This is a genomic window from Microbacterium sp. NPDC076895 (genome assembly GCF_040687115.1).
Lineage (GTDB): Bacteria > Actinomycetota > Actinomycetes > Actinomycetales > Microbacteriaceae > Microbacterium.
In genome coordinates this window covers 139,558-160,628 of record NZ_JBFBMQ010000005.1, presented here as the reverse complement: position 1 = coordinate 160,628, position 21,071 = coordinate 139,558, and the positions used below count along the sequence as shown (strand labels likewise).

20 protein-coding genes and 2 tRNA genes are annotated in these 21,071 nt (G+C 66.0%); 16 read left to right on the top strand and 6 right to left on the bottom strand.

The genetic code is table 11. From position 1 onward, the window contains the following. Window positions 1-77: 77 nt before the first annotated feature. Together AB0O89_RS06320 and AB0O89_RS06315 are read right to left on the bottom strand one after the other, a co-directional pair. Complete coding sequence (locus AB0O89_RS06320; RefSeq protein WP_363495218.1) at window positions 78-1,751, bottom strand: SulP family inorganic anion transporter; 1,674 nt, start codon at window positions 1,749-1,751, stop codon at window positions 78-80. Next, window positions 1,748-2,116: a metalloregulator ArsR/SmtB family transcription factor gene (locus AB0O89_RS06315; RefSeq protein ID WP_300590372.1), complete on the bottom strand. Its 369-nt coding sequence runs from the start codon at window positions 2,114-2,116 to the stop codon at window positions 1,748-1,750. Before AB0O89_RS06315 ends, AB0O89_RS06320 begins: the two co-directional genes overlap by 4 nt. Window positions 2,117-2,183: 67 nt before the next feature. Between AB0O89_RS06315 and AB0O89_RS06310 the strand changes: the two genes are divergently transcribed. The 6 genes from AB0O89_RS06310 (at window position 2,184) to AB0O89_RS06285 (ending at window position 7,600) form a co-directional block, all read left to right on the top strand. Beyond that, window positions 2,184-2,714, top strand: a complete 531-nt coding sequence (locus AB0O89_RS06310) for a ribose-5-phosphate isomerase (protein WP_363495214.1) — start codon at window positions 2,184-2,186, stop codon at window positions 2,712-2,714. Continuing rightward, complete coding sequence (locus AB0O89_RS06305) at window positions 2,714-3,712, top strand: DNA-formamidopyrimidine glycosylase family protein (RefSeq protein WP_363495211.1); 999 nt, start codon at window positions 2,714-2,716, stop codon at window positions 3,710-3,712. Before AB0O89_RS06310 ends, AB0O89_RS06305 begins: the two co-directional genes overlap by 1 nt. Before the next feature lie 30 nt (window positions 3,713-3,742). Further along, window positions 3,743-4,372 (top strand): FMN-binding negative transcriptional regulator, encoded by a 630-nt coding sequence (locus tag AB0O89_RS06300; RefSeq protein WP_363495208.1) that lies wholly within the window; start codon window positions 3,743-3,745, stop codon window positions 4,370-4,372. After that, on the top strand, window positions 4,369-5,862 hold the full coding sequence (locus tag AB0O89_RS06295; RefSeq protein ID WP_363495205.1) for an amidohydrolase family protein: 1,494 nt from the start codon (window positions 4,369-4,371) through the stop codon (window positions 5,860-5,862). Before AB0O89_RS06300 ends, AB0O89_RS06295 begins: the two co-directional genes overlap by 4 nt. Before the next feature lie 33 nt (window positions 5,863-5,895). Next, a complete protein-coding gene (locus tag AB0O89_RS06290) occupies window positions 5,896-6,435 on the top strand; it encodes a gamma carbonic anhydrase family protein (protein ID WP_363495202.1) in 540 nt (179 codons plus the stop codon). A 118-nt stretch (window positions 6,436-6,553) separates the two neighbouring features. Next, window positions 6,554-7,600, top strand: coding sequence for a DMT family transporter (locus AB0O89_RS06285; RefSeq protein WP_363495199.1), 1,047 nt, complete (start codon window positions 6,554-6,556; stop codon window positions 7,598-7,600). A 425-nt stretch (window positions 7,601-8,025) separates the two neighbouring features. Here the strand turns inward: AB0O89_RS06285 and AB0O89_RS06280 are convergent. Continuing rightward, a tRNA-Gly gene (locus AB0O89_RS06280) sits at window positions 8,026-8,099 on the bottom strand. Between the two features lie 242 nt (window positions 8,100-8,341). Here AB0O89_RS06280 and AB0O89_RS06275 point away from each other — a divergent pair. The 7 genes from AB0O89_RS06275 (at window position 8,342) to AB0O89_RS06245 (ending at window position 13,880) form a co-directional block, all read left to right on the top strand. Then, window positions 8,342-8,415 (top strand) — tRNA-Pro (locus tag AB0O89_RS06275). A gap of 70 nt (window positions 8,416-8,485) precedes the next feature. Further along, window positions 8,486-9,916 (top strand): trigger factor, encoded by a 1,431-nt coding sequence (gene tig / locus AB0O89_RS06270; protein ID WP_363495196.1) that lies wholly within the window; start codon window positions 8,486-8,488, stop codon window positions 9,914-9,916. A 68-nt stretch (window positions 9,917-9,984) separates the two neighbouring features. Continuing rightward, the gene (locus AB0O89_RS06265) at window positions 9,985-10,518 is read left to right on the top strand and encodes a tetratricopeptide repeat protein (RefSeq protein ID WP_363495193.1); all 534 of its coding nucleotides are present in this window, start codon (window positions 9,985-9,987) and stop codon (window positions 10,516-10,518) included. Between the two features lie 33 nt (window positions 10,519-10,551). Beyond that, complete coding sequence (locus AB0O89_RS06260) at window positions 10,552-11,139, top strand: ATP-dependent Clp protease proteolytic subunit (RefSeq protein WP_363495190.1); 588 nt, start codon at window positions 10,552-10,554, stop codon at window positions 11,137-11,139. Between the two features lie 32 nt (window positions 11,140-11,171). Next, complete coding sequence (locus AB0O89_RS06255) at window positions 11,172-11,849, top strand: ATP-dependent Clp protease proteolytic subunit (protein ID WP_300594367.1); 678 nt, start codon at window positions 11,172-11,174, stop codon at window positions 11,847-11,849. A 146-nt stretch (window positions 11,850-11,995) separates the two neighbouring features. Beyond that, window positions 11,996-13,264 (top strand): ATP-dependent Clp protease ATP-binding subunit ClpX, encoded by a 1,269-nt coding sequence (gene clpX / locus AB0O89_RS06250; RefSeq protein WP_300594370.1) that lies wholly within the window; start codon window positions 11,996-11,998, stop codon window positions 13,262-13,264. Window positions 13,265-13,322: 58 nt separating this feature from the next. Further along, complete coding sequence (locus AB0O89_RS06245; RefSeq protein WP_363495186.1) at window positions 13,323-13,880, top strand: dihydrofolate reductase family protein; 558 nt, start codon at window positions 13,323-13,325, stop codon at window positions 13,878-13,880. A 27-nt stretch (window positions 13,881-13,907) separates the two neighbouring features. Here AB0O89_RS06245 and AB0O89_RS06240 read toward each other — a convergent pair whose 3' ends face one another. Further along, a complete protein-coding gene (locus AB0O89_RS06240; RefSeq protein ID WP_363495183.1) occupies window positions 13,908-15,968 on the bottom strand; it encodes a M3 family metallopeptidase in 2,061 nt (686 codons plus the stop codon). Window positions 15,969-16,059: 91 nt separating this feature from the next. Between AB0O89_RS06240 and AB0O89_RS06235 the strand changes: the two genes are divergently transcribed. Genes AB0O89_RS06235 through AB0O89_RS06225 form a run of 3 tightly spaced genes read left to right on the top strand, consistent with a single transcriptional unit; the run spans window position 16,060 to window position 18,187 of the window. Beyond that, on the top strand, window positions 16,060-16,674 hold the full coding sequence (locus AB0O89_RS06235; protein ID WP_363495180.1) for a helix-turn-helix domain-containing protein: 615 nt from the start codon (window positions 16,060-16,062) through the stop codon (window positions 16,672-16,674). Continuing rightward, the gene (locus AB0O89_RS06230; protein ID WP_363495177.1) at window positions 16,671-16,895 is read left to right on the top strand and encodes a hypothetical protein; all 225 of its coding nucleotides are present in this window, start codon (window positions 16,671-16,673) and stop codon (window positions 16,893-16,895) included. The genes AB0O89_RS06235 and AB0O89_RS06230 overlap by 4 nt, the downstream gene beginning before the upstream one ends. After that, window positions 16,892-18,187 carry an MFS transporter gene (locus AB0O89_RS06225; RefSeq protein ID WP_363495174.1) on the top strand — a complete coding sequence of 432 codons (1,296 nt, stop codon included), beginning with the start codon at window positions 16,892-16,894 and terminating at the stop codon, window positions 18,185-18,187. Before AB0O89_RS06230 ends, AB0O89_RS06225 begins: the two co-directional genes overlap by 4 nt. Window positions 18,188-18,194: 7 nt before the next feature. Here AB0O89_RS06225 and AB0O89_RS06220 read toward each other — a convergent pair whose 3' ends face one another. Both AB0O89_RS06220 and valS read right to left on the bottom strand, forming a co-directional pair. Beyond that, a complete protein-coding gene (locus AB0O89_RS06220; RefSeq protein ID WP_363495171.1) occupies window positions 18,195-18,446 on the bottom strand; it encodes a hypothetical protein in 252 nt (83 codons plus the stop codon). A 1-nt stretch (window position 18,447) separates the two neighbouring features. After that, window positions 18,448-21,015, bottom strand: coding sequence for a valine--tRNA ligase (gene valS, locus AB0O89_RS06215; RefSeq protein WP_363495168.1), 2,568 nt, complete (start codon window positions 21,013-21,015; stop codon window positions 18,448-18,450). Window positions 21,016-21,071: the final 56 nt, after the last annotated feature.

The window sequence follows — 21,071 nt, the reverse complement described above, 5'->3', positions numbered from 1 at the left end:
GGATGCTCCCAAGTGTGTGAGGGTTCAGGGATGCCGCGACACGGCCTCGCGCGTTGTGGGCGCGACAACCCCCAAGCCTACGCCGCGAGTTCTCGCGCGATGTGACTGCGGGCGTGGGTTATCGCTGCGGGCAGGTCAGCGAAGAGGTGATTCTGGTGGCGCAGGGAATCCAAGACCCCGACTCGCCGGAACAGACCGTCGTGAAGCGGCTGCACCCCCTTGATCAACACCGTGATGCCGCGTCGCTCGAGCGACTGGATGATGTCGGCCAGCATCCGAGCACCCGTGGCATCCACCAGCTCGAGTTGAGACATCCGGAGCACGACGACCCAGACATCGGTGAGAGACGCGACCTGCTCGAACACGCGGTCGGCGGAAGCGAAGAAGAGGGGCCCGTCGATGGCGATGATCGCGATGCGTTCATCCCCGTCGACAGCTGGTCCGTTGATGGTTTCGCGGCGAACGCCGGTTTGGCGGGAGAGGCTGCGCACCGCAATGACTCCTGCGAACAGAACGCCGATGATGACAGCAACGATGAGATCGAACGACACCGTCACGAGCGCGGTGATGACGAAGGCGATCGCATCCGCGCGAGTCGAGGTCATGATCGCTCGCACCGTCGAGGCATGCACCATTCGCACGGCTGTCATCATCAGCACCCCCGCGAGAGCAGCGAGCGGGATCGCGCCGACGGGCTGGGAGATCACGAGGACAACGAGCAGCAGGACGAGCGCGTGCGTGATCGCGGCAACGCGCGTACGCCCACCCGAGCGCACGTTGACCGCTGTTCTCGCGATGGCGCCGGTGGCAGGCATCCCCCCGAAAAGTGCGGAACCGAGTGAGGCGATGCCCTGGCCGACGAGTTCGCGATCGGGGTCATAGGGTCCCGTGTCGGCAAGCGACGCCGCAACACGAGCCGAAAGCAGCGACTCGATGGCCGCAAGCGCCGCCACTGTCAGCGCGGGTAGCAGCAGCTGACCGATGACAGCCGGGTCGAGCGAGGGAAAGAATGGCGCCGGCAGGCTCGAGGGAAGGGCGCCGATCGTCGCTAGCGGCGTAGCGACGATCAGGGCAAGCACCGTCACGATGGCGATGCCGATCAGGGAACCGGGAAGGGCGCGGTGAATCCGGGGCGCAATCAGCATGATGACGGCCACGATCGCGGCGGCTCCCAGAGACCACGGAACGTACGCCCAGTCGGCATCTGTGATCGATTGGACGGCGGCGATGATCGCGTTCGACGAGTGTTCGCCGGCGTGCACGGCGTGCGGTGACGTGAGAAGCGGGACCTGTTGAAGGAAGATGATGACTGCGATCCCCAGGGTGAACCCTTCTATGACAGGCCAGGGGATGAACGAAACGGCGCGACCGAGCCGTAGAGCGCCGGCAGCGATAACGATGACGCCCGCGATCGCCGTGACAGCGACCACGGCACCGGCACCATGGGTCGCGACGATGGGAACCAGAACGACGACCATCGCTCCGGTCGGCCCGGAAACCTGAACATTGGACCCGCCGAACACCGCCGCCAGGATGCCCGCGACGATCGCCGTGACCAGGCCCGCTTCAGCTGAGAGGCCGGAGCTCACGCCGAACCCGAGCGCGAGTGGCAGCGCGACGATTCCAACGGTGACCCCGGCAACGAGGTCTCCCCGCCACGTGCGTGGCAGTCGGCGGTAGTCCTGGATGCTCGGCAAGAGCGCTCGCGCCGATCGTGCGAGCGACCGGGCCGAGCGTCCTGCCCGGCTCATGGCGCTACCGTGCCGAACGAGGGCAGTGTGTCGACGTGGGCCAACTGAGCACTGTCGGCTTCCAGCATGCTCAGGAGCAGCGCCCGTGCGACAGCGAGCAGGTCGGCGACGCGGGGATCAGCAAGTCGGTAGAACACGTGGCTGCCTCGGCGCTCCGACTGCACGAGGCGATGGCGGCGGAGCACCGCCAGATGTTGCGACAGGTGCGAGGCCTCGAGCGCCGTCTCAGCTTGCAGATCGGCCACGCTCACTTCTGGGCTCGAAGACAAAAGTTCAAGGATGCGGATGCGGAACGGATGCGCGAGCCCCTTGAACAGGTTGGCCTTGACTTCGTAGAGCGGCCGTTGGGCGTCATTCAATGGCATGATGAAAACATCATATCGGCCAATATCGGTCCCCGTCGCTCACCGGCGCTTCCCTAGGATGGGAGCCATGCGCATCCATATCGCCACCGACCACGCCGGCATGGAGTTCTCCACGCAACTTCAGCACCATCTGGCCGAGCAGGGTCATGAGGTCATCGACCACGGTCCGATCGAGTACGACGCCGTCGACGACTACCCATCATTTTGCATCCGTGCCGCTCTTGGCGTCGTCGCCGATCAGAGCGCGGGAGTCGAAGCTCTCGGGATCGTGTTCGGAGGATCGGGCAACGGTGAGCAGATCGCCGCCAACAAGGTGCGTGGCATCCGTGCCGCCCTCGTCTGGAGCATCGCAACCGCGGAACTCGCCCGGCAGCACAACGATGCGAACGTCATCGCCATCGGAGCCCGCCAGCACTCTTTCGACGAGGTCGTGACCTTTATCGACCGGTTCATCGAGACGCCATTCTCGAACGAGGAGCGTCACGTACGCCGGATCGGCCAGATCGCGGCGTACGAGGCCGACGGGTCCCTGCTGCCTGACCCGCGTGATGTGGCGAACACCGCGGCGACGGACTCGTTCGACCCAGAAGCTGGTTGATGCCCGAGGGTCATTCCGTTCACCGGATCGCCCGACAGTTCGCGCGGAACTTCGTCGGTCGTGTGGTTGACGCATCCAGTCCGCAGGGCCGCTTCGCCGAGGGTGCCGCTGCGCTCGCTGGACGAGAGATGCTCGAGGCCCGTGCCGTCGGCAAGCAGATGTTCCTGCGCTTCGATGGAGATCTGTGGCTGCGTGTGCACCTCGGTATGTACGGCGCGTGGGACTTCGCGGGCGTGATCGACGCCGACCCGACGATCGCGGCGGCCAACGGCCGGATGGGGCAGACCAACCAGCGCGGCACGGTGATCGACGAGCCGATTCTGGATGCCGCGGGCGAGAACTCGCTCACCTCGATCGGGGCCCCCCGGCGAGCACGGGTTCACGTGCGGATGTCGGAGCAGACGACAGGCCTGCCCGACGAGGAAGGTCAGTGGCCGCCGCCAGTGGTCGGTCAGGTTCGGCTGCGGTTGCTCACCGATGAGACGTGCGCTGATCTGCGGGGACCGACAGCGTGTGAGCTGCAGACGCCGGATGAGGTTGCCGCCTCGATCGCTAAGCTCGGGCCGGATCCCCTCGTCGACGACCTCGCCGAGGGGGAGGAGCGGTTCACCGCCCGGGTGCGGCGGGCGCCGACACCGATCGGACTGCTGCTGATGGACCAGTCGGTCGTCAGCGGCATTGGCAATGTCTATCGAGCTGAGCTTTTGTTCCGTGCTCGATTGAACCCGCACACTCCGGGGCGTGACGTGCCGGAAGAGACGGTGAGGTCGCTATGGCGCGACTGGACGCGACTGCTGCGGATCGGTGTCGAGACCGGCCAGATGATGACGATGGACGACCTGGATGCCGACGCCTACCGCCGCGCCATGGCACACCGCGACGACCGTCACTGGGTCTACCACCGCGCCGGGCTGCCGTGCCGAGTCTGTGGCACCGCAATCGTCGTCGAAGAGGCTGCGTCACGGAAGCTGTACTGGTGCCCCCGGTGCCAGGCGTGACGCCAGATCGAGCCGTCTTAGGCTGAACGCATGCGGCAGAATCCGAGCTTCGCCATGACCGATGTCGGCGAGTTGCGGCGGGTCGTCGATCAGAATCCGTGGGCGACCCTGGTCAGTTCGACGGATGACGGTCTCGTCGCCTCGCACTATGCAGTGCTTCTGGATGACACGAAAGACGACCTCACCGTCGTCGGTCACGTCGGCAAGCCCGATGACCTGATCCTGGGACTCGGAGAACGTGAGCTGTTGATCATCTTCCAGGGGCCGCACGGGTACATCTCGCCCGGCTGGTACGGCGATCGCCCCAGTGTGCCCACGTGGAACTTCGTGACAGTCCACCTGCGCGGCGTACCCGAGCTGCTGTCAACGGAGGAGAACCTGCGCGTGCTCGATCGCTTGGTTGCGCGGTTTGAGTCCCCGATGCCCGAGCCCCGGCTGCTGTGGGAGCGCCCGAACGATGCCGACTTCGTCGAGCGACTCGAGCGGGGCACCGTCGGATTTCGCCTCACGCCGACGTCGGTGACGGCCAAGCGCAAGCTCAGTCAGAATCGTCCCGTCGAGCTCGTCGATCACGTCATCCGTGAGCTCGAGGAAGACGGTCCGCATCACAACCCGCGGCTTGCCGCGGAGATGCGCCGCGCGAACGACGCCCGCGCATGAGTGCCCTCGGCGCGACGGTGTCGACCATTGTCGGCGTGCGGATCACGGGACCGGGAAGTGAGCTCTTGCCCGTCGACGGCGCGTACGACGTGTTCATCGAAGGCGGCCGCATCGCCGATCTTGCCCCCACCGGTGCTGTTCGTCCTGTCGGCGAGGTGTTGCAGGCAGACGGTGCGTGGCTCATCCCGGGTCTGTGGGACCACCACGTGCACACGGTGTCCGCCGCTCTCACCCGACAGCGTGAGCCGCTCGGTGCCGCCGAATCAGCGCTGCATGCTGCGCACATCATGTCGAGCGCCCCGCTCCTCGGTCGCGGCATCCGTGTCGGTGCGGGTTTTCGTGATGCCTTCTGGCCTGACGAACCGACGCTCGAGATGCTGGATGCGGCCACCGGCGCTGTACCGACCTATCTGATCAACGCGGACCTTCATAGCGTCTGGCTGAACTCTGCCGCCTTTGCGCGCGAGCAGATCACGCCTCCGGACGCATCGGGGATGCTTCGGGAGGAGCCGGCCTTTGAGATCACTCGTCGGCTGGCGGCTGCGAGCCCCGATGACGCCGACGACGCAGTCGCCGACCTCGCACGACACGCCGCATCCCGGGGGGTCGTCGGGATCGTTGACCTCGACATGGCGTGGAACGCGGATGCCTGGTCACGCCGCGTCGCGGCGGGCTTCGATGCGCTACGCGTCGAGTTCGGAACGTATCCGTCTCAGCTCGGTCGGCTTGTCGACACGGGGTGGCAGACCGGTGACCGGCTGAGCGAGCTGATCACGGTCGGGCCGCTGAAGGTCATCACTGACGGCTCGCTGGGAACCCGCACGGCCGCGTGTTCGCATCCGTATCCCGATGATCCGCACAATCACGGGGTCCTGACCATCCCGCCGGCGGAGCTGGTCGCACTCATGACGGATGCTGCGGCTCACGGAATCTCGTGCGCGATTCACGCCATCGGTGATCTGGCGAACACCCATGCGCTTGACGCCTTCGCAGCGACCGGCGCGACCGGAACGATCGAGCATGCGCAGCTGGTATCGGCCGTCGACATCCCGCGTTTTGCTCGTCTCGGTGTCGGGGCGAGCGTCCAGCCGGAGCATGCGCTCGATGACCGCGACCTCTCCGACACGATCTGGTCTGCCCAAATCGCCAGGCCGTACCCTTTGCGCGCGCTGGTGGACGCGGGAGCGAATCTGCTGTTCGGTTCTGATGCGCCGGTAGCGCAGCTCGATCCGTGGGCGGCGATGGCATCGGCGATCTATCGCACTCGCGACGGACGGTCACCGTGGCAGGTCGAGCAGGCCGTTGACGCACGTGTCGCGCTGGCTGCGTCGACGCACGGCGGATCCACGGCTCCCGGTCGCATCGAACCGGGTGCCGTCGCAGACCTGGTCCTGTGCGGGGAAGACCCTATGACCGCATCCGAATCGGGACTGCGATCGATGGACGTTCGCGCGACCCTGCTCGGTGGCCGTGTGACGCATCTCGCCTAGCTCCGTCACGTGCCGCTGCCCTACTGTCGAGGCATGAGTTCCGACGTTGCATCCGTTCTTTCCATCGCCGGGCTGACCCCTCAGATCGACGGGTCTGCTTTTCTTGCGACAGGCGCGCGCGTGATCGGCGACGTGCGTCTCGGACCCGACTCGAGCGTCTGGTACAACGCTGTGCTTCGCGGCGACAGCGCCTCGATCACGGTCGGCGCCGGGTCGAACCTGCAAGACAACGTTTCGGTGCATGTGGATGCCGACAGCCCCGTCGTGATCGGTGAGAACGTCTCGGTCGGTCACAACGCTGTGGTCCACGGCTGCACCGTCGAAGACGGATGCCTCATCGGGATGGGATCCGTGATTCTCTCCGGAGCCGTCATCGGTGCCGGATCCCTCGTGGCCGGGGGAGCGCTCGTGCTGGGTGGGACGATCGTGCCGCCGGGGTCGATGGTCGCCGGGGTTCCCGCGAAGGTACGCCGTGAGCTCACGGATGAGGAGAAGCGCGGCATCCTGCGCAACGCCGAGGTTTATCGCGAGCACATCGTCGCGCACCGCGAGGCGCGGGCCACGGGGGAGTAGGGCTCGGGCGCGTGTGGCCCACTGAGGCACGCGCGGGCTCGGTATCGCGCCAATGACGGGGCTGCTGACCCCTTGCTGCTGCAACCTGGCCCTCGGTCACGCGGGCAATACTGGGTGTATGACGAGCCTGAAGCACGTCGGCGTTCAAGCGGCCCTCGCATCCGCCATCCTGTTCGGTGCAGGAACACCCTTCGCGAAGATGCTCCTCGGTGACGTGAGCCCTTGGCTCCTCGCCGGGCTCCTCTACACGGGCTCCGGGCTAGGACTCATGACATGGCGCCTCGTTCGCCGCGCCCCGCGAGTCCGCATCCAACGCAGTGAGGCCCTGCCCCTCATCGGCGCCGTGTTCTTCGGCGGCCTCATCGCGCCGGTCCTCCTTATGGTCGGGCTCGCGAACATGCCCGCTTCCGGTGCGTCTCTGCTCCTCAACGCGGAAGCCGTCTTCACTGCCGTCCTGGCATGGCTCGTCTTTCGCGAGAATTTCGACCGGCGCATCGCTCTCGGCATGGTGGCTATCGTTGCTGGCGCGGTGGTGCTGAGTATCCCCAGCGGGGCGAACTTCGGATCGCCATGGCCCGCGCTTGCGATCCTCGGCGCGTGCCTGTGTTGGGGGCTGGACAATAACCTCACGCGAAAGGTTGCGCTGAACGATGCGACGTGGCTTGCGGCCGTGAAGGGCGCAGTTGCCGGGCCAGTGAACCTCGTCCTCGCGTTCCTGATCGGCGCGGTGCTCCCGAATGCGTGGGTGGTCGCGGGGGCAATGGTCATCGGGCTCTTCGCATACGGCGTCTCCCTCGCTCTGTTCATTGTGGGAATGCGTCACATCGGTACGGCGCGGGCGGGCGCCTACTTCTCGGTTGCTCCGTTCTTCGGCGCGATCATCGCCGTTCTCCTCGGAGAACCGGTCACATGGCCGCTCGCTATTGCCGCTGTCCTGATGGCTTTCGGGGTGTGGGTCCACCTCACAGAACGGCACGAGCGCGAGCACACGCATGACGCACCTACCCACGACCACTGGCACACTCACGATGAACACCACCAACACGAGCATCGCGACGGCTCGATGGCGCTGGCAGGGGCGTGGCACCGTCACGAGCATGCGCATGAGGCGCTAACGCACACCCACGAGCACTATCCCGACGCGCATCATCGGCATTCGCACTAGCCGTTACGTCTCACCGGAAGGTGGCGGATGCGCCCACCGGCGCCGCGTTCGTTCATAAGCGCATGGCACGCCTCGAAGCGGTGACATTACGCCCCGCAGTTCGGGGCGAAGCGTGTGGAACAGGCGACGGGAGTCGTCCCCTCCGCCGCTCCACACGCGGCGGCGCCGCGCGCGGAGCCTCTGGCGGCGTGGGCCAACCCTGCGGGTTCGCTTCCCGCACAACGCACGATCGCTCTCCCGCATGGCCTTTGGCCGCACGTGAGAGCGATGGAGGGGGCGACGGGAATCGTCCCCACCGCCACTCCACGCGCCGCTGCACGGCGCGCGGAGCCTCCGGCGGCGTGGGCCCACCCGTGGCGGATCGGTCCCTACGGCACCCACGCGAATGGCCCGCTGCACCGCCTGCGGCGGCACATCGGGCCATTTGGAGGGGGCGACGGGAATCGAACCCGCACAACCAGTTTGGAAGACTGGGACTCTACCATTGAGCTACGCCCCCGCAACGGCCGGAGCCGCAGCATCCGACAGTCTATAGGGCACCGCGACGTGTCCCCGCACCCGCACCCCCGAGGCACCTCCGGAAAGTAGGAGGAATCGCCGACGCAGGACGGATGCCAGGCGAATCGCCCTACCAAGGGGAGAGGTCCTACGCCCGGGAGATCGACGGCACCCCGCAACGCTGGCCCGCGCGTCAGCTAGACTTCTGTGGGCCGTCTGTCGCACAGCGCGTGAGATCCCGCCCGGGGCGTAGCTCAGCTTGGTAGAGCGCCCGCTTTGGGAGCGGGAAGTCGCAGGTTCAAATCCTGTCGCCCCGACGTCACGGCCTTACACCCAGACCTTCCACCGCGCTTCAGTGCGGTGCAGCACGAGGAGAACAACACAGGCATGGTCACCAGCACTGTCGAGAAGCTCAGCCCGACCCGCGTCAAGCTGCTGCTCTCGATCACCCCCGAAGAACTCAAGCCGAGTATCGCGCACGCGTACGAGCACATCGCGAAGGATGTCCAGATCCCCGGCTTCCGCAAGGGCAAGGTGCCCGCGCCGATCATCGACCAGCGCATCGGCCGCGGGGCGGTTCTCGAGCACGCCGTCAACGATGGGCTCGACCGCTTCTACCGCGAGGCAGTGGAGGCGCAGGAGCTGCGCGTCATCGGACGCCCGAGCGCCGACATCACCGAATGGCCCAACGAGAAGGACTTCTCGGGCGACCTGAAGGTCGAGATCGAGGTCGATGTTCGCCCCGAGGTCACCCTCCCCGCCCTTGACAGTCTCACCGTGGAGATCGAGGCAGTCGAGGTCGACGACGCTGCGGTGGATGCCGAACTCGACAAGCTTCGTGGCCGCTTCGGCACGCTCATCACCGTCGACCGCCCCGCTACCTCGGGTGACTTCGTCGAGCTCAACCTCGTCGCCACCATCGACGGTTCCGAGATCGACCGCGCAGAGGGCGTGTCGTACGAGGTTGGTTCGGGCGAGCTGCTCGAAGGCATCGACGAGGCCATCGAGTCGCTCACCGCCGGTGAAGACACGACGTTCCGTTCGAAGCTCGTCGGTGGCGACCACGCCGGTGAAGAGGCCGAGATTGCGGTCACCGTGACCAGCGTCAAGGAGCGCGAGCTGCCCGAGGCAGACGACGACTTCGCGCAGATCGCCAGCGAGTTCGACACCATCGCGGAGCTGCGCGAAAGCCTGCGTTCCACCGCTTCGCAGCAGTCCGGCCTGCGGCAGACCTCAGCAGCGCGCGACAAGCTCGTCGACATGCTGATCGAGCAGGTCGAGATCCCCGTGCCGGCCGGCCTCATCGAAGACGAGGTGCACCAGCACCTCGAGGGTGAGGGACGTCTGGAAGACGATGAGCACCGCGCCGAGGTCACCGAGGCATCCGAGAAGCAGTTCCGCACGCAGATGATCCTCGACAAGCTCACCGAGACCTACGACGTCAAGGTTTCGCAGGATGAGCTCACGCAGTACCTCATCCAGTCGGCTGCACAGTACGGTATGTCGCCGCAGGACTTCGTGAACGCGATCCAGCAGGGCAACCAGCTCCCGGCGATGGTCGGCGAGGTTGCACGCAGCAAGGCGCTCGTCCACGCACTGCGCGACGTGAAGATCGTCGACACGACCGGCGCTGCCGTAGACCTGTCCGCGCACCTTATTCTCGGTGAAGACGAGGCAGAGGCTGAGGAAGAGGTCGTCGAGGAGGCGCAGGACATCGCGGATGCCGCAGCCGACGCCGACGAGATCGTCGAGGCCGAAGAGAAGCCGGCGCCGAAGAAGCGCGCACCGCGCACCTCGAAGAAGGCCGACGCCGAGTAAGACCAGAAGGTTACGAGGGGCGGATGCTGCAGCACGCAGCATCCGCCCCTCGGCGTAGCAAGGGAGAGATGGTGCAAACCTGGGATGAGCGGGTGGCCGCCGTGTGGGCGGATGATTCCCTCACCGACGACGAGCGGATTGTGCTCATCGATGCGATTGCCGCCGAGCGGGCTGGGGACGATCCGCGTGCGTTGTTCGAACGCGCAGGCGCACGGGATGCCGCCGGGTTGGAGCGCGAGGCAGAGTCCCTGTACCGCGCAGCGATTGCCGCGGGCCTTTCGGGCCCCGAACTCCCGCAGGCTGTCATCCAGCTCGCGAGCACGCTGCGCAACCTTGGCCGTGTCGAGGAGGCTCTGGACCTGCTCCGGCCCGAGTACGAGCGCGGTGCCGCGGTGGAGCTCCGAGACGAGGTAGCCGCGTTCTATGCCCTCACGCTCGTTTCGGCAGGTCAGCCGGATGCCGCGGCATCCGTCGCCTTGGCGGCCCTCGCACCGCACCTCACCCGTTATCGCCGCTCGGTCGAGGCGTACGCCCGGGAGCTCACCGCGCCGCACGATCTGCCTACGGCGAACACGAGCGGGTCGCCCGAACCCCGCCGGTAGATTCGATGTCACGCAACGAACACGGGAGCACACATGGCTGAACCACTGGTCGCGACGAGCGTCTTCGACAGGCTGCTGAGAGACCGCATCATCTGGCTGGGGTCGGAGGTGCGCGACGAGAACGCGAACGAGATCTGCGCGAAGATTCTGCTTCTTGCTGCGGAGGACTCGCAGAAGGACATCTACCTCTACATCAACTCGCCCGGTGGCTCGATCACGGCGGGTATGGCGATCTACGACACGATGCAGTTCGTGCCCAACGACATCGTCACCGTCGGTATCGGCATGGCCGCCTCGATGGGCCAGCTGCTGTTGACCAGCGGGACCAAGGGCAAGCGCTACATCACGCCGAACGCGCGTGTGCTGCTGCACCAGCCGCACGGTGGTTTCGGTGGCACCGCGAGCGACATCCAGACGCAGGCGCAGCTGATCACCTCGATGAAGAACCGCCTCGCCGAGATCACTGCCGCGCAAACCGGAAAGTCCGTCGAGCAGATCAACGAGGACGGCGACCGCGACCGCTGGTTCACCGCCGACGAGGCGCTCGAGTACGGGTTCGTCGACCACATTCGTGAGCACGCCGCCGATGTTGCAGGCGGCGGCGGAACCGACACGAAGTAACCAGCGGCGCGAGCGAAGAAGAGAGTAAACGCATGAACACCCCGAACCTCCGCCTCCCGCAGGCCTCGCCCTCAGCGCTGCAGATGCCCAGTAGCCGCTACGTCCTCCCTCAGTTCGAGGAACGCACCGCCTACGGCTACAAGCGTCAGGACCCCTACAACAAGCTCTTCGAGGACCGCGTCATCTTCCTGGGTGTCCAGGTGGACGACGCCTCGGCAGACGACGTCATGGCGCAGCTGCTGGTGCTCGAGTCGCAGGATCCTGACCGCGACATCATCATGTACATCAACTCGCCCGGTGGATCCTTCACCGCGATGACGGCGATCTACGACACGATGCAGTACGTCTCGCCCCAGATCCAGACCGTGGTCCTCGGCCAGGCAGCCTCGGCTGCTGCGGTGCTGCTCGCGGCGGGGGCTCCTGGCAAGCGCCTCGCACTGCCCAACGCTCGCATCCTCATCCACCAGCCCGCCATGGGTGAGGCCGGTCACGGGCAGGCGTCAGACATCGAGATCCAGGCGGCGGAGATCCTCCGTATGCGTACGTGGCTCGAAGCGACGCTCGCGAAGCACTCCCACCGCAGCGCTCAAGAGGTCAACCGCGACATCGACCGCGACAAGATCCTCTCCGCGGAAGAGGCAGTCACCTACGGGCTGGTCGACCAGGTGCTCACGACGCGCAAGCGTCAGCCTGCGTTGCCCGCAAAGTAAGACCAGAAACCGGGCCCCGGCATCCGTCATACGACGCGGATGCCGGGGTCCGGCCCTGTCGGCACGAGCTGCGCGCAATCCCACCGGATGTCGCCGGCCTCGGTTAGGCTCGGACCACAGCCGCCCGGAACGAGGAGGACCCCCTGATGGCACGCATCGGTGAGAGCGCTGATCTGTTCAAGTGCTCTTTCTGCGGTAAGAGCCAAAAGCAGGTGCAGCAACTCATCGCCGGACCCGGCGTGTACATCTGCGACGAGTGCGTCGAACTCTGCAACGAGATCATCGAAGAGCGCATGGCAGAGTCCGGTGATGGCGTTGTCGCCGACTTCGATCTGCCCAAGCCGCGCGAGATCTTCGCGTTCCTCGAGGAGTACGTCGTCGGCCAGGAGCCTGCCAAGCGCGCGCTGTCGGTTGCTGTCTACAACCACTACAAGCGTGTCCGTGCCCACTCGACGTTGCAGCCTGCCGAGCAGCGCGCTGAAGACATTGAGATCGCCAAGAGCAACATCCTTCTTCTGGGCCCGACGGGCTGCGGAAAGACCTACCTCGCCCAGACGCTTGCGAAGCGCTTGAACGTGCCGTTCGCGGTTGCTGATGCGACCGCACTGACCGAGGCTGGCTACGTCGGTGAGGACGTCGAGAACATCCTCCTGAAGCTCCTGCAAGCGGCCGACTTCGACACCAAGCGCGCTGAGACCGGCATCATCTACATCGACGAGGTCGACAAGATCGCCCGCAAGGCCGAGAACCCCTCCATCACGCGGGATGTCTCGGGCGAGGGCGTGCAACAGGCTCTCTTGAAGATCCTCGAGGGAACCGTCGCATCGGTGCCGCCGCAGGGTGGTCGCAAGCATCCGCACCAGGAGTTCATCCAGATCGACACCACGAATGTGTTGTTCATCGTTGCTGGCGCGTTCGCCGGGCTGGAAGACATCATCTCGTCGCGCGTTGGCAAGCACGGGGTGGGCTTCGGGGCACCCCTTCACAACAAGGGCGACGACCTCAGTTTGTTCAGCGAGGTTCAGCCCGAGGATCTGCACAAGTTCGGCCTGATCCCCGAGTTCATCGGGCGGCTTCCCGTTGTCGCATCCGTGTCGCCGCTTGACCGTGAGGCCCTTATTGAAATCCTTACGGCTCCCAAGAACGCTCTCGTCAAGCAGTACCAGCGTATGTTCGAGATCGACGGAGTCGGCCTCGAGTTCGACGACGAGGCGCTGGTCGCGATCGCAGACCTCGCTGTCGCTCGAAAGACCGGCGCCCGTGGATTGCGCGCGATCCTCGAAGACGTGTTGGGTCCGATCATGTTCGAGATTCCGTCGGCCGAGAACGTGGACAAGGTCATCGTCACGCGCGCCGCCGTCGAGGACGGCGCAGCCCCAACCCTCGTGCTGCGGCAGGCTCGTAAGTCCGCCTGAGCTGGCGGCCACGTCCCGCCCGCTGAGGGATGTCGGGACTCCCGAGTAGCGTCGCAGCGTGACGAGATTCATCTACGACACCGCGACCAGCCTTACCGGCTGGATCGCTGACTCCGACCACTCCTTGCAGTGGCTCTTCGACGTGCCCGGCGGCACGGAGCCCGATCCGGAGCTCCTGCCGCCCACTGATGCGCTCATCGTCGAGGGCTCATCCACGTACGAGTGGCTCCTGCGCGAGTCTGACCTCGTCGATCACCCTGAGAAGTGGCAGGAGCTGTTCGGCACTCGGCGCACGTTCGTCTTCACGACGAGGAACCTCCCCGTGCCAGAGGGCGCAAACGTGACGTTTGTGTCAGGACCCGTGTCGGCCGTGTTGAGCGAGATCCGCGACGCGGCAGGCGAGTCAGACGTCTGGATCGTCGGCGGCGGGGACCTTGCCGCACAGTTCTACGACGCCGACGCGCTCGACGAGATCGCCATATCGATCGCGCCCGTCGCTCTGACCGGCGGTGCGCCGCTATTTCCGCGTCGGGTTGAGTCGGATCGACTCCGCCTCGTCGAAGCTCGCCAGGTGGGGCAGTTCGCGCGCCTGCGGTTTCTCGTTACGCCCTCCTAGGCCTTCGCGGGATGCTCGCCGCGGGCGTTAGGTATTGAGGCCTCGGCGACGCAGCAGAGGAGCGATCTCCGCATCCCGGCCGCGGAAGTCCCGGAACGCCTCGAGGGGATCCTTCGACCCTCCGACGCCGAGGAGCCGGGCACGGAATCGGTCGCCGTTCGCCCGAGTGAGACCGCCGTTCTCACGGAACCATTCAACGGTGTCGGCATCCAGTACTTCGCTCCAGATGTACGAGTAGTACCCGGCGCTGTAGCCACCGGAGAAGATGTGGGCGAAATACGTGGATGAGTACCGCGTCGGGACTGCGGGGCTATTGAGCCCGATGTCGGCGAGGGCGGATGCTTCGAACTCTGCGACATCACGGTCGCTCGCTGCGTCGGCTGCCGAGAGTGAGTGCCACGCCTGATCGAGCCAGGATGCCGCGAGGTACTCGCTCGTCGCGAACCCCTGGTTGAAGCTCTCAGATGCGTTCAGCCGCTCCACGACCTGGGCCGGAAGCGGCTCGTCGGTGTCAATGTGGCGCGCATAGGCTGCCAGGATCTCGGGCCAGAAGATCCACATCTCGTTGACTTGGCTCGGGAACTCGACGAAGTCGCGGAACACGTTGGTGCCGGCGAAGTGCGGGTACGTGACTGTCGCAAACAGTCCGTGCAGCGCGTGTCCGAATTCGTGGAAGAAGGTCGTCACTTCATCGAGGGTCAGCAGGGTCGGAGTTCCGGTCTCAGGCTTCACGACGTTGAGATTGTTCACCACGACCGGCGCCGTGCCGCGCAGGCGTGATTGGGACACGATGGAGTTCATCCACGCCCCGCCGCGCTTCGAATCCCGGGTGTAGAGGTCGAGCAGGTAGAGCCCGAGCGCCGACCCATCGGCGTTGAACACCTCGAACACCCGCACATCGGGGTGGTACCCGGGAAGATCGGGGCGTTCGGTGAAGGTGATGCCGTAGAGCTCCGTAGCCGCGCGAAAGACGCCGTCATGGAGCACGCGCTCAGCCTCGAACCAGGGGCGGAGCGCCGCGGCGTCGATATCGTACTCGGCTGCGCGGACCTTCTCGGTGAAGTATGCCCAGTCGTGCGCTTCGATCGTGAACGGCTCGGGTTCGGCATCCGCCATCGCTTGAAGGGCAGCCTGCTCGGTGCGCGCGTTCCGGGCAGCGGGTGCGGCAAGACGGAAGAGTAGGTCACGCACAGCTTCCGGGTTTGCCGCTGTCTCATCCGACGTGACGTAGTCCGCGTGCGAGCGGTAGCCCAGAAGCTCGGCGCGCTCGGCTCGCAGCTGCACGATCTCGCGAAGAACAGGGCGGTTGTCGTTTCCGTTGTCACGTGTGCCCCGAGCCCGGGATGCCGCCATGATGCGCGCCCGCGAGTCGCGGTTGCGGAGCGATCCCAGATACGGGTGTCCGGTGAAGAGGGTGAGAGAGACGAGCCAGGCGCCCGCGATGCCGCGGTCGGCAGCGGCGCGGGCAGCGGCAGAGATCTCGCCGTCGGCGAGTCCATCGAGCTCGGTGACGTCGTCGAACACGACGGCGAGATCATTTGTGTCGTTGAGCAGATTCTTCTCGAACGTTGTGGTGAGTGTTGAGAGGCGACCGTTGATTTCCGTGAGGCGCGCCTTCTGGGCTTCGTCGAGGCCTGCGCCTGCGTGGGTCATCTCGCGGTAGTGGCGCTCGACAAGGTAGCGATCCTCGGGCGCGAGCCCGAGATCATCCAGCTGGGAATGCACGCTCGCTATGCGTCGATAGAGCTCAGCGTTCAACTGCACGGCATCCGTGTGCGCTGCCATCAAGGGGGCCAGCGCTTCTTCGATCTCTTGGATCTCTGGCGTCGCGTCAGCGGACGACACCGTGTAGAAGGCAGATGCCACATCGTGGAGCAGCTCGCCGCTGCGCTCGAGGGGCACCAGCGTGTTCTCGAAAGTCGGGGCGGCGGCGACATTGACGATCGCGTCGATCTCACGTCGATGCGCGGCGAACGCCTCGGTGAACGCCGGCAGGTAGTGCTCTGGTCGGATTGCCCGGTAGTCCGGGAGTCGGTAGGGGAGCGAGCTTGCGGCAAGAAGAGGGTTCGACATGTCGACGTCGGTCATGGACCCAACCTATCTCCTCGGATCCGTACCGCAAACCAACCTTTGCAAACGAATACTTGCAAAGAAGGCTTTGCGGTCCTATCGTGGAGGTGTGAACAGATCGCCAGACGACGCGGGTGATGTGCCCCCGCGCATCGGTGAGGCGCGTGAGCTGGATGTCGGCGCACTGCGCGCGCTTGCGCATCCGCTTCGTGTCGAGATCTACGACATCCTCAGTCAGTTCGGGCCGCAGACGGCCAGTTCGCTGGCGGAGCAGCTGGGGGAGTCGTCCGGGGCGACGAGCTATCACCTGCGTGCGCTCGCCAAACACGACCTCATTCGCGAGGTTCCCGATCGAGGCACGGGACGCGAGCGCTGGTGGGAACGCCCCAAGGGCGCGGTGTCGATGACCGGCCAGACAGCCGTCAGAAGTCCTGCGGGCCGCGCCGCGAGCCAGGTTGTGATCAGTGAGTTCTATCGGCGCCGCAACAGGCAGCTCGAGGAGTTCATCGCGCGCCAGATCCGCAAGGATCCCGACGAGTGGACGGCGATGCTCAGCACCGCCACCGTTCGACTGACGGATGCGCAGTTCGAGGAGCTCGGCCATGAACTCGAGGCCGTCATCGACTCGTACGTCGCGCGCTACCGCGAACAGCAAGGCGAGGGAGTGCGACCGTTCACCATCCGAACCGACGTGTTCCCCCTGACAGACCCGGAGCAATCATGACCACCATCAGCACTGTGGCGGCGGCCCGCTGCGACCAGGTGCAACCGAGCGCGATCGAGCGGGCGGCGCTAGTCGTTCTGCGAGCACTGGAACGAGACATCGAAGTGCGGGTTCGACGGCGGGCATCGACCCGTCCGATCCGGCACGCTGCACTAAGCGCGTACGCCGAGGGGCGTGCGGATGCCTGCGCCGGCGCGCATGTCGGCATCCTGCCGCGATGACTGTCGCCTCGAGCCCCGTCCGGCGTCAGATTCCGCTCGGCCGGGACTTCGGGAAGCTCTGGACCGCTGCGGCATTCAGTAACCTCGCTGACGGGGTCGGACGCACGGCCGTCCCGCTCATCGCAACGACCCTGACGCGGGACCCGGTCGCCATTGCCGCAGTGGGAGCGCTGGCCTTCGTTCCCTGGCTGTTCTTCGGGCTTCCCGCTGGCATGATCGTCGACCGGTTCGATCGACGCCGGGTCATGGCCTCGGCCAACGTGCTGCGCGGCGCCGTTGCGGTGGCCCTTGCCGCTCTGACCGCGGCCGGTCATCTTGAGCTGTGGCATCTGCTCGTCGCGACTGTGGTTTTCGGCATCGGCGAAACCCTGTTCGACAACGCGACCAATGCCGTGATCCCCTCGCTGGTCGGCAGGCCGGGGCTGGACCGTGCGAACAGCCGCATTCAGGCTGCACAGATCACGATCGACAGTTTCGTTGCCCAGCCCATCGCGGGTGTGCTGTTCGCGATCTCGCTCGTGCTCCCGCTCTGGGTTGGCTCGATCGGGTATCTGGTCCCGATAGCACTAGCGCTCATGCTGCCGGTTTCTGCTGCCTATGCGCTCCGGGGATCGCCCGCGGAAGCAGAGTTTGCGTCCGACAAGGTGGCGGCGCCTGGGGAGCGACTTCCCGCATCTGACCCGCATCGCGTTTCCACCAAGGATGCGGCGCTGTACCTCTGGCGCCACCGCTATCTGCGCGCTCTCGTGGTGTTCACCTCGATCCTCGGCGGTGCCTTCGCCTTCGCGCAGGCGCCGACCATTCTCTACTTCCTCGAGACACAGGGCGTGGCGCCTGCGGCGATCGGCTTCGTCACCGCAGGAATCGGCGCCGGCGCGCTGCTGGGCTCGCTGGTCGCCCCCGCACTTGTGCGCCGCTTCGGACGTGGCGCTGTCATGCTCGGCGCGAATCTGGGTGCGGGGGTGTGCCTCGCGCTCGTGGGGATCGCCCCCGAGGTGGTCAGCGCGATCGTGGCTTACGCCGGAATGGCGTTCGCCGTGTCGCTGTGGAACGTCCCCTGGGGAGCGCTGCGGCAGATGATCATTCCCGGCGATATTTTCGGGCGGGTGCTCGGGATCATCCGCAGTCTCACATGGGGTCTGTTCCCGATCGCCACGATGCTCGGCGGTCTGGTCGCGCGCGTGGACCTTCGCCTTCCCTATCTGATCGCTGCAGCGGTGACGATCATCGCCGCTCTCGCGGCCGCGCGACTTCTTCTGGCAGCGAGCCGCGTGTCACCGAACGAGGAGTGATCTCCGCTCAGGCGAACTCGTCGTCGGAGTCGTGGTGCACGACCGCTTCGCCGTCGGAGTCCAGAGTCACGATCACGCCGGTGTCGAGTTCAGCGATGGGTCGACCCTCGAGCCACGTGAGCGTCCAGCGCGGTGTCGGCTCCTGAGCGAGCTGCCCGGCAGAGATCAGGTCTTCGACAGCCGCGATCTGGGCGCGCAGGACCTCGGGAACAGCCTGCGGTGGCACTGTGCCCAGGGCCCACCGGGTTCCGAGCTGCATGTCACACCTCTCCGAGTTCGATGGCTGCGACGGCAGTGCTGTCGGCATCCGTGTACGTGATGGTCTCGATGCGACCCACGGCTTTCAGATCGCCCTCTGCCAGCTTGAGTCGCTCCACCGTCGCCGCGGGCGCACCGAGCGTGATCGAGGTGACCGGCGTCTTCTGCGATGCCTTCGCCTCGGTCTTCGCGCGACGGATGCCGATGAGCGCCTCGCCGACAGCGGTCAGCACGGCGGGGTCGCCCTCGATGCCGAGCGGCTCGGGCCATGCTGCCGTGTGAATCGACCCCTCCTCGAACCACGACCAGGCTTCCTCTGTAGCGAAGGAAACGATGGGCGCCAGCAGGCGCAGCTGCGTCGACAGCGCGATGCGCAGGGCAAGAGCGGCGGATGCCTGGCCGACGTCCGTCTGGTCGTAAGCGCGCTCCTTGACCAGCTCGAGGTAGTCGTCGCAGAAGGTCCAGAAGAAGGACTCGGTCAGCTCAAGCGCGCGCGCGTGGTCGTAGGCATCCAGTGCTGCCGTCGCATCGCGCACGACGCCATCGAGCGTCGCGAGCATCGAGGCATCCAGCGCATGAGTGATCTGCGCGCCCTCCGGGACGGGGAAGGAGAGGACGAACTTTGCCGCGTTGAGGATCTTGATCGCCAGGCGCCGGCCGATTTTGATCTGCGTCGGGTTCTGCGGGTCGAACGCGGCATCCGTGCCCAAGCGGCTCGATGCCGCCCAGTAGCGCACGGCATCCGACCCGTGCTGTTCCAGGATGTCGGCCGGCGTCACCACGTTGCCCTTGGACTTGGACATCTTCTTGCGGTCGGGGTCCACGATGAAGCCCGAGATCGCGGCATCCGTCCACGGCGCGCGGCCGTCCTCGAGCGCGCTACGCAACATCGTGGAGAACAGCCAGGTACGGATGATGTCCTGACCCTGCGGACGCAGGTCGAAGGGGGCGACGAGGTCCCACAGCTCGGGGTCGCGTTCCCAGCCGCCCGCCAACTGCGGGGTGAGGGATGAAGTGGCCCAGGTGTCGAAGATGTCGCGCTCGCCCTCGAATCCGCCGGGCACGCCGCGCTGGTCCTCGGTGTAGCCCGGGGGAACGTCAGTCGTGGGGTCGACGGGAAGCTGATCGTGCGCCGGGAGCAGAACGCGCTCGTAGTCGCGCTCACCGTTCTCGTCGAGGCCGTACCAGACCGGGATCGGCACGCCGAAGAATCGCTGACGCGATACGAGCCAGTCGCCGGTGAGGCCGCCGACCCAGTTCTCGTAGCGAACACGCATGAAGTCCGGATGCCACGACAGTTCTTTGCCGAGGGCGATGAGCTTCTCGCGCAGCGCCTCGTCGCGGGCGCCGTTGCGGATGTACCACTGGCGGGTCGAAACGATCTCGAGGGGGCGGTCGCCCTTCTCGAAGAACTTGACGGGGTGGGTGAAGGGCTTGGGGTCACCGATCAACTCGCCCGACCCCTGCAGCAGCTCGACGACGCGCTTCTTGGCGCTGAAGACGGTCTTGCCGGCAAGCTCCGCGTAGGCAGCACGCGCGGCATCCGTCGTGATGACATCCGGAGCGTCGGCGATGATGCGTCCGTCCATGCCGATGATCGTGCGGTTGGGGAGGTCGAGCTCGCGCCACCAGATGATGTCGGTGACATCACCGAACGTACAGATCATCGCGATGCCCGAGCCCTTGTCGGGCTGCGCGAGCGGATGCGGCAGCACGGGCACCTCGACATCGAACAGCGGCGTCCGCACCGTCGTGCCGAACGCGGGCTGGTAGCGCTCGTCGTCGGGGTGGGCAACGAGGGCCACGCAGGCCGCGAGCAGTTCGGGACGCGTGGTCTCGATGTGGATGTCTCCGCTGCCGTCAGTCTTGTGGAAGGCGAGCCGGTGATAGGCCGCGGGCTGCTCGCGGTCTTCGAGCTCTGCCTGCGCGATCGCCGAGCGGAAGTCGATGTCCCACAGGGTCGGCGCGAGCGACTGGTACGCCTCGCCACGTTCGAGGTTGCGTAGGAACGCGAGCTGGCTCGTGCGCATCGTCTCGTCCGAGATCGTGCGGTAGGTCTGGGTCCAGTCGACCGAGAGTCCCAGCATCCGCCACAGGTCTTCGAAGTGCTTCTCGTCTTCGACAGTGAGCTTCTCGCACAGCTCGATGAAGTTGCGGCGGCTGATCGGCACCTGGTCGGCGGCCTTGCTGCTCTTGTTGTCGCCGCCCTCGTACGGGGGAGTGAAGTCCGGTTCGTAGGGGAGCGAGGGGTCGCAGCGCACGCCGTAGTAGTTCTGCACGCGCCGCTCGGTGGGCAGGCCGTTGTCATCCCAGCCCATCGGGTAGAAGACGGTCTTGCCCCGCATCCGTTCGAAGCGCACCTTCACGTCGGTGTGGGTGTAGCTGAACACGTGGCCGATGTGGAGCGACCCGGATGCCGTGGGCGGGGGAGTATCGACGGAGTAGACCCCGGCCCGGCCCACTTCTGCGGCGCGGGCCCGATCGAAGCCGTACGTGCCGGCATCCGTCCACGCGGCATCCCACTTCTGTTCGAGACCCTCGAGGGCGGGCTTTTCGGGAACTGCGGCCATGGGGACTCCTTGGGCGATATGTGCGGCACTGTGTGAGCGTGCCTGAGTGTGGGATA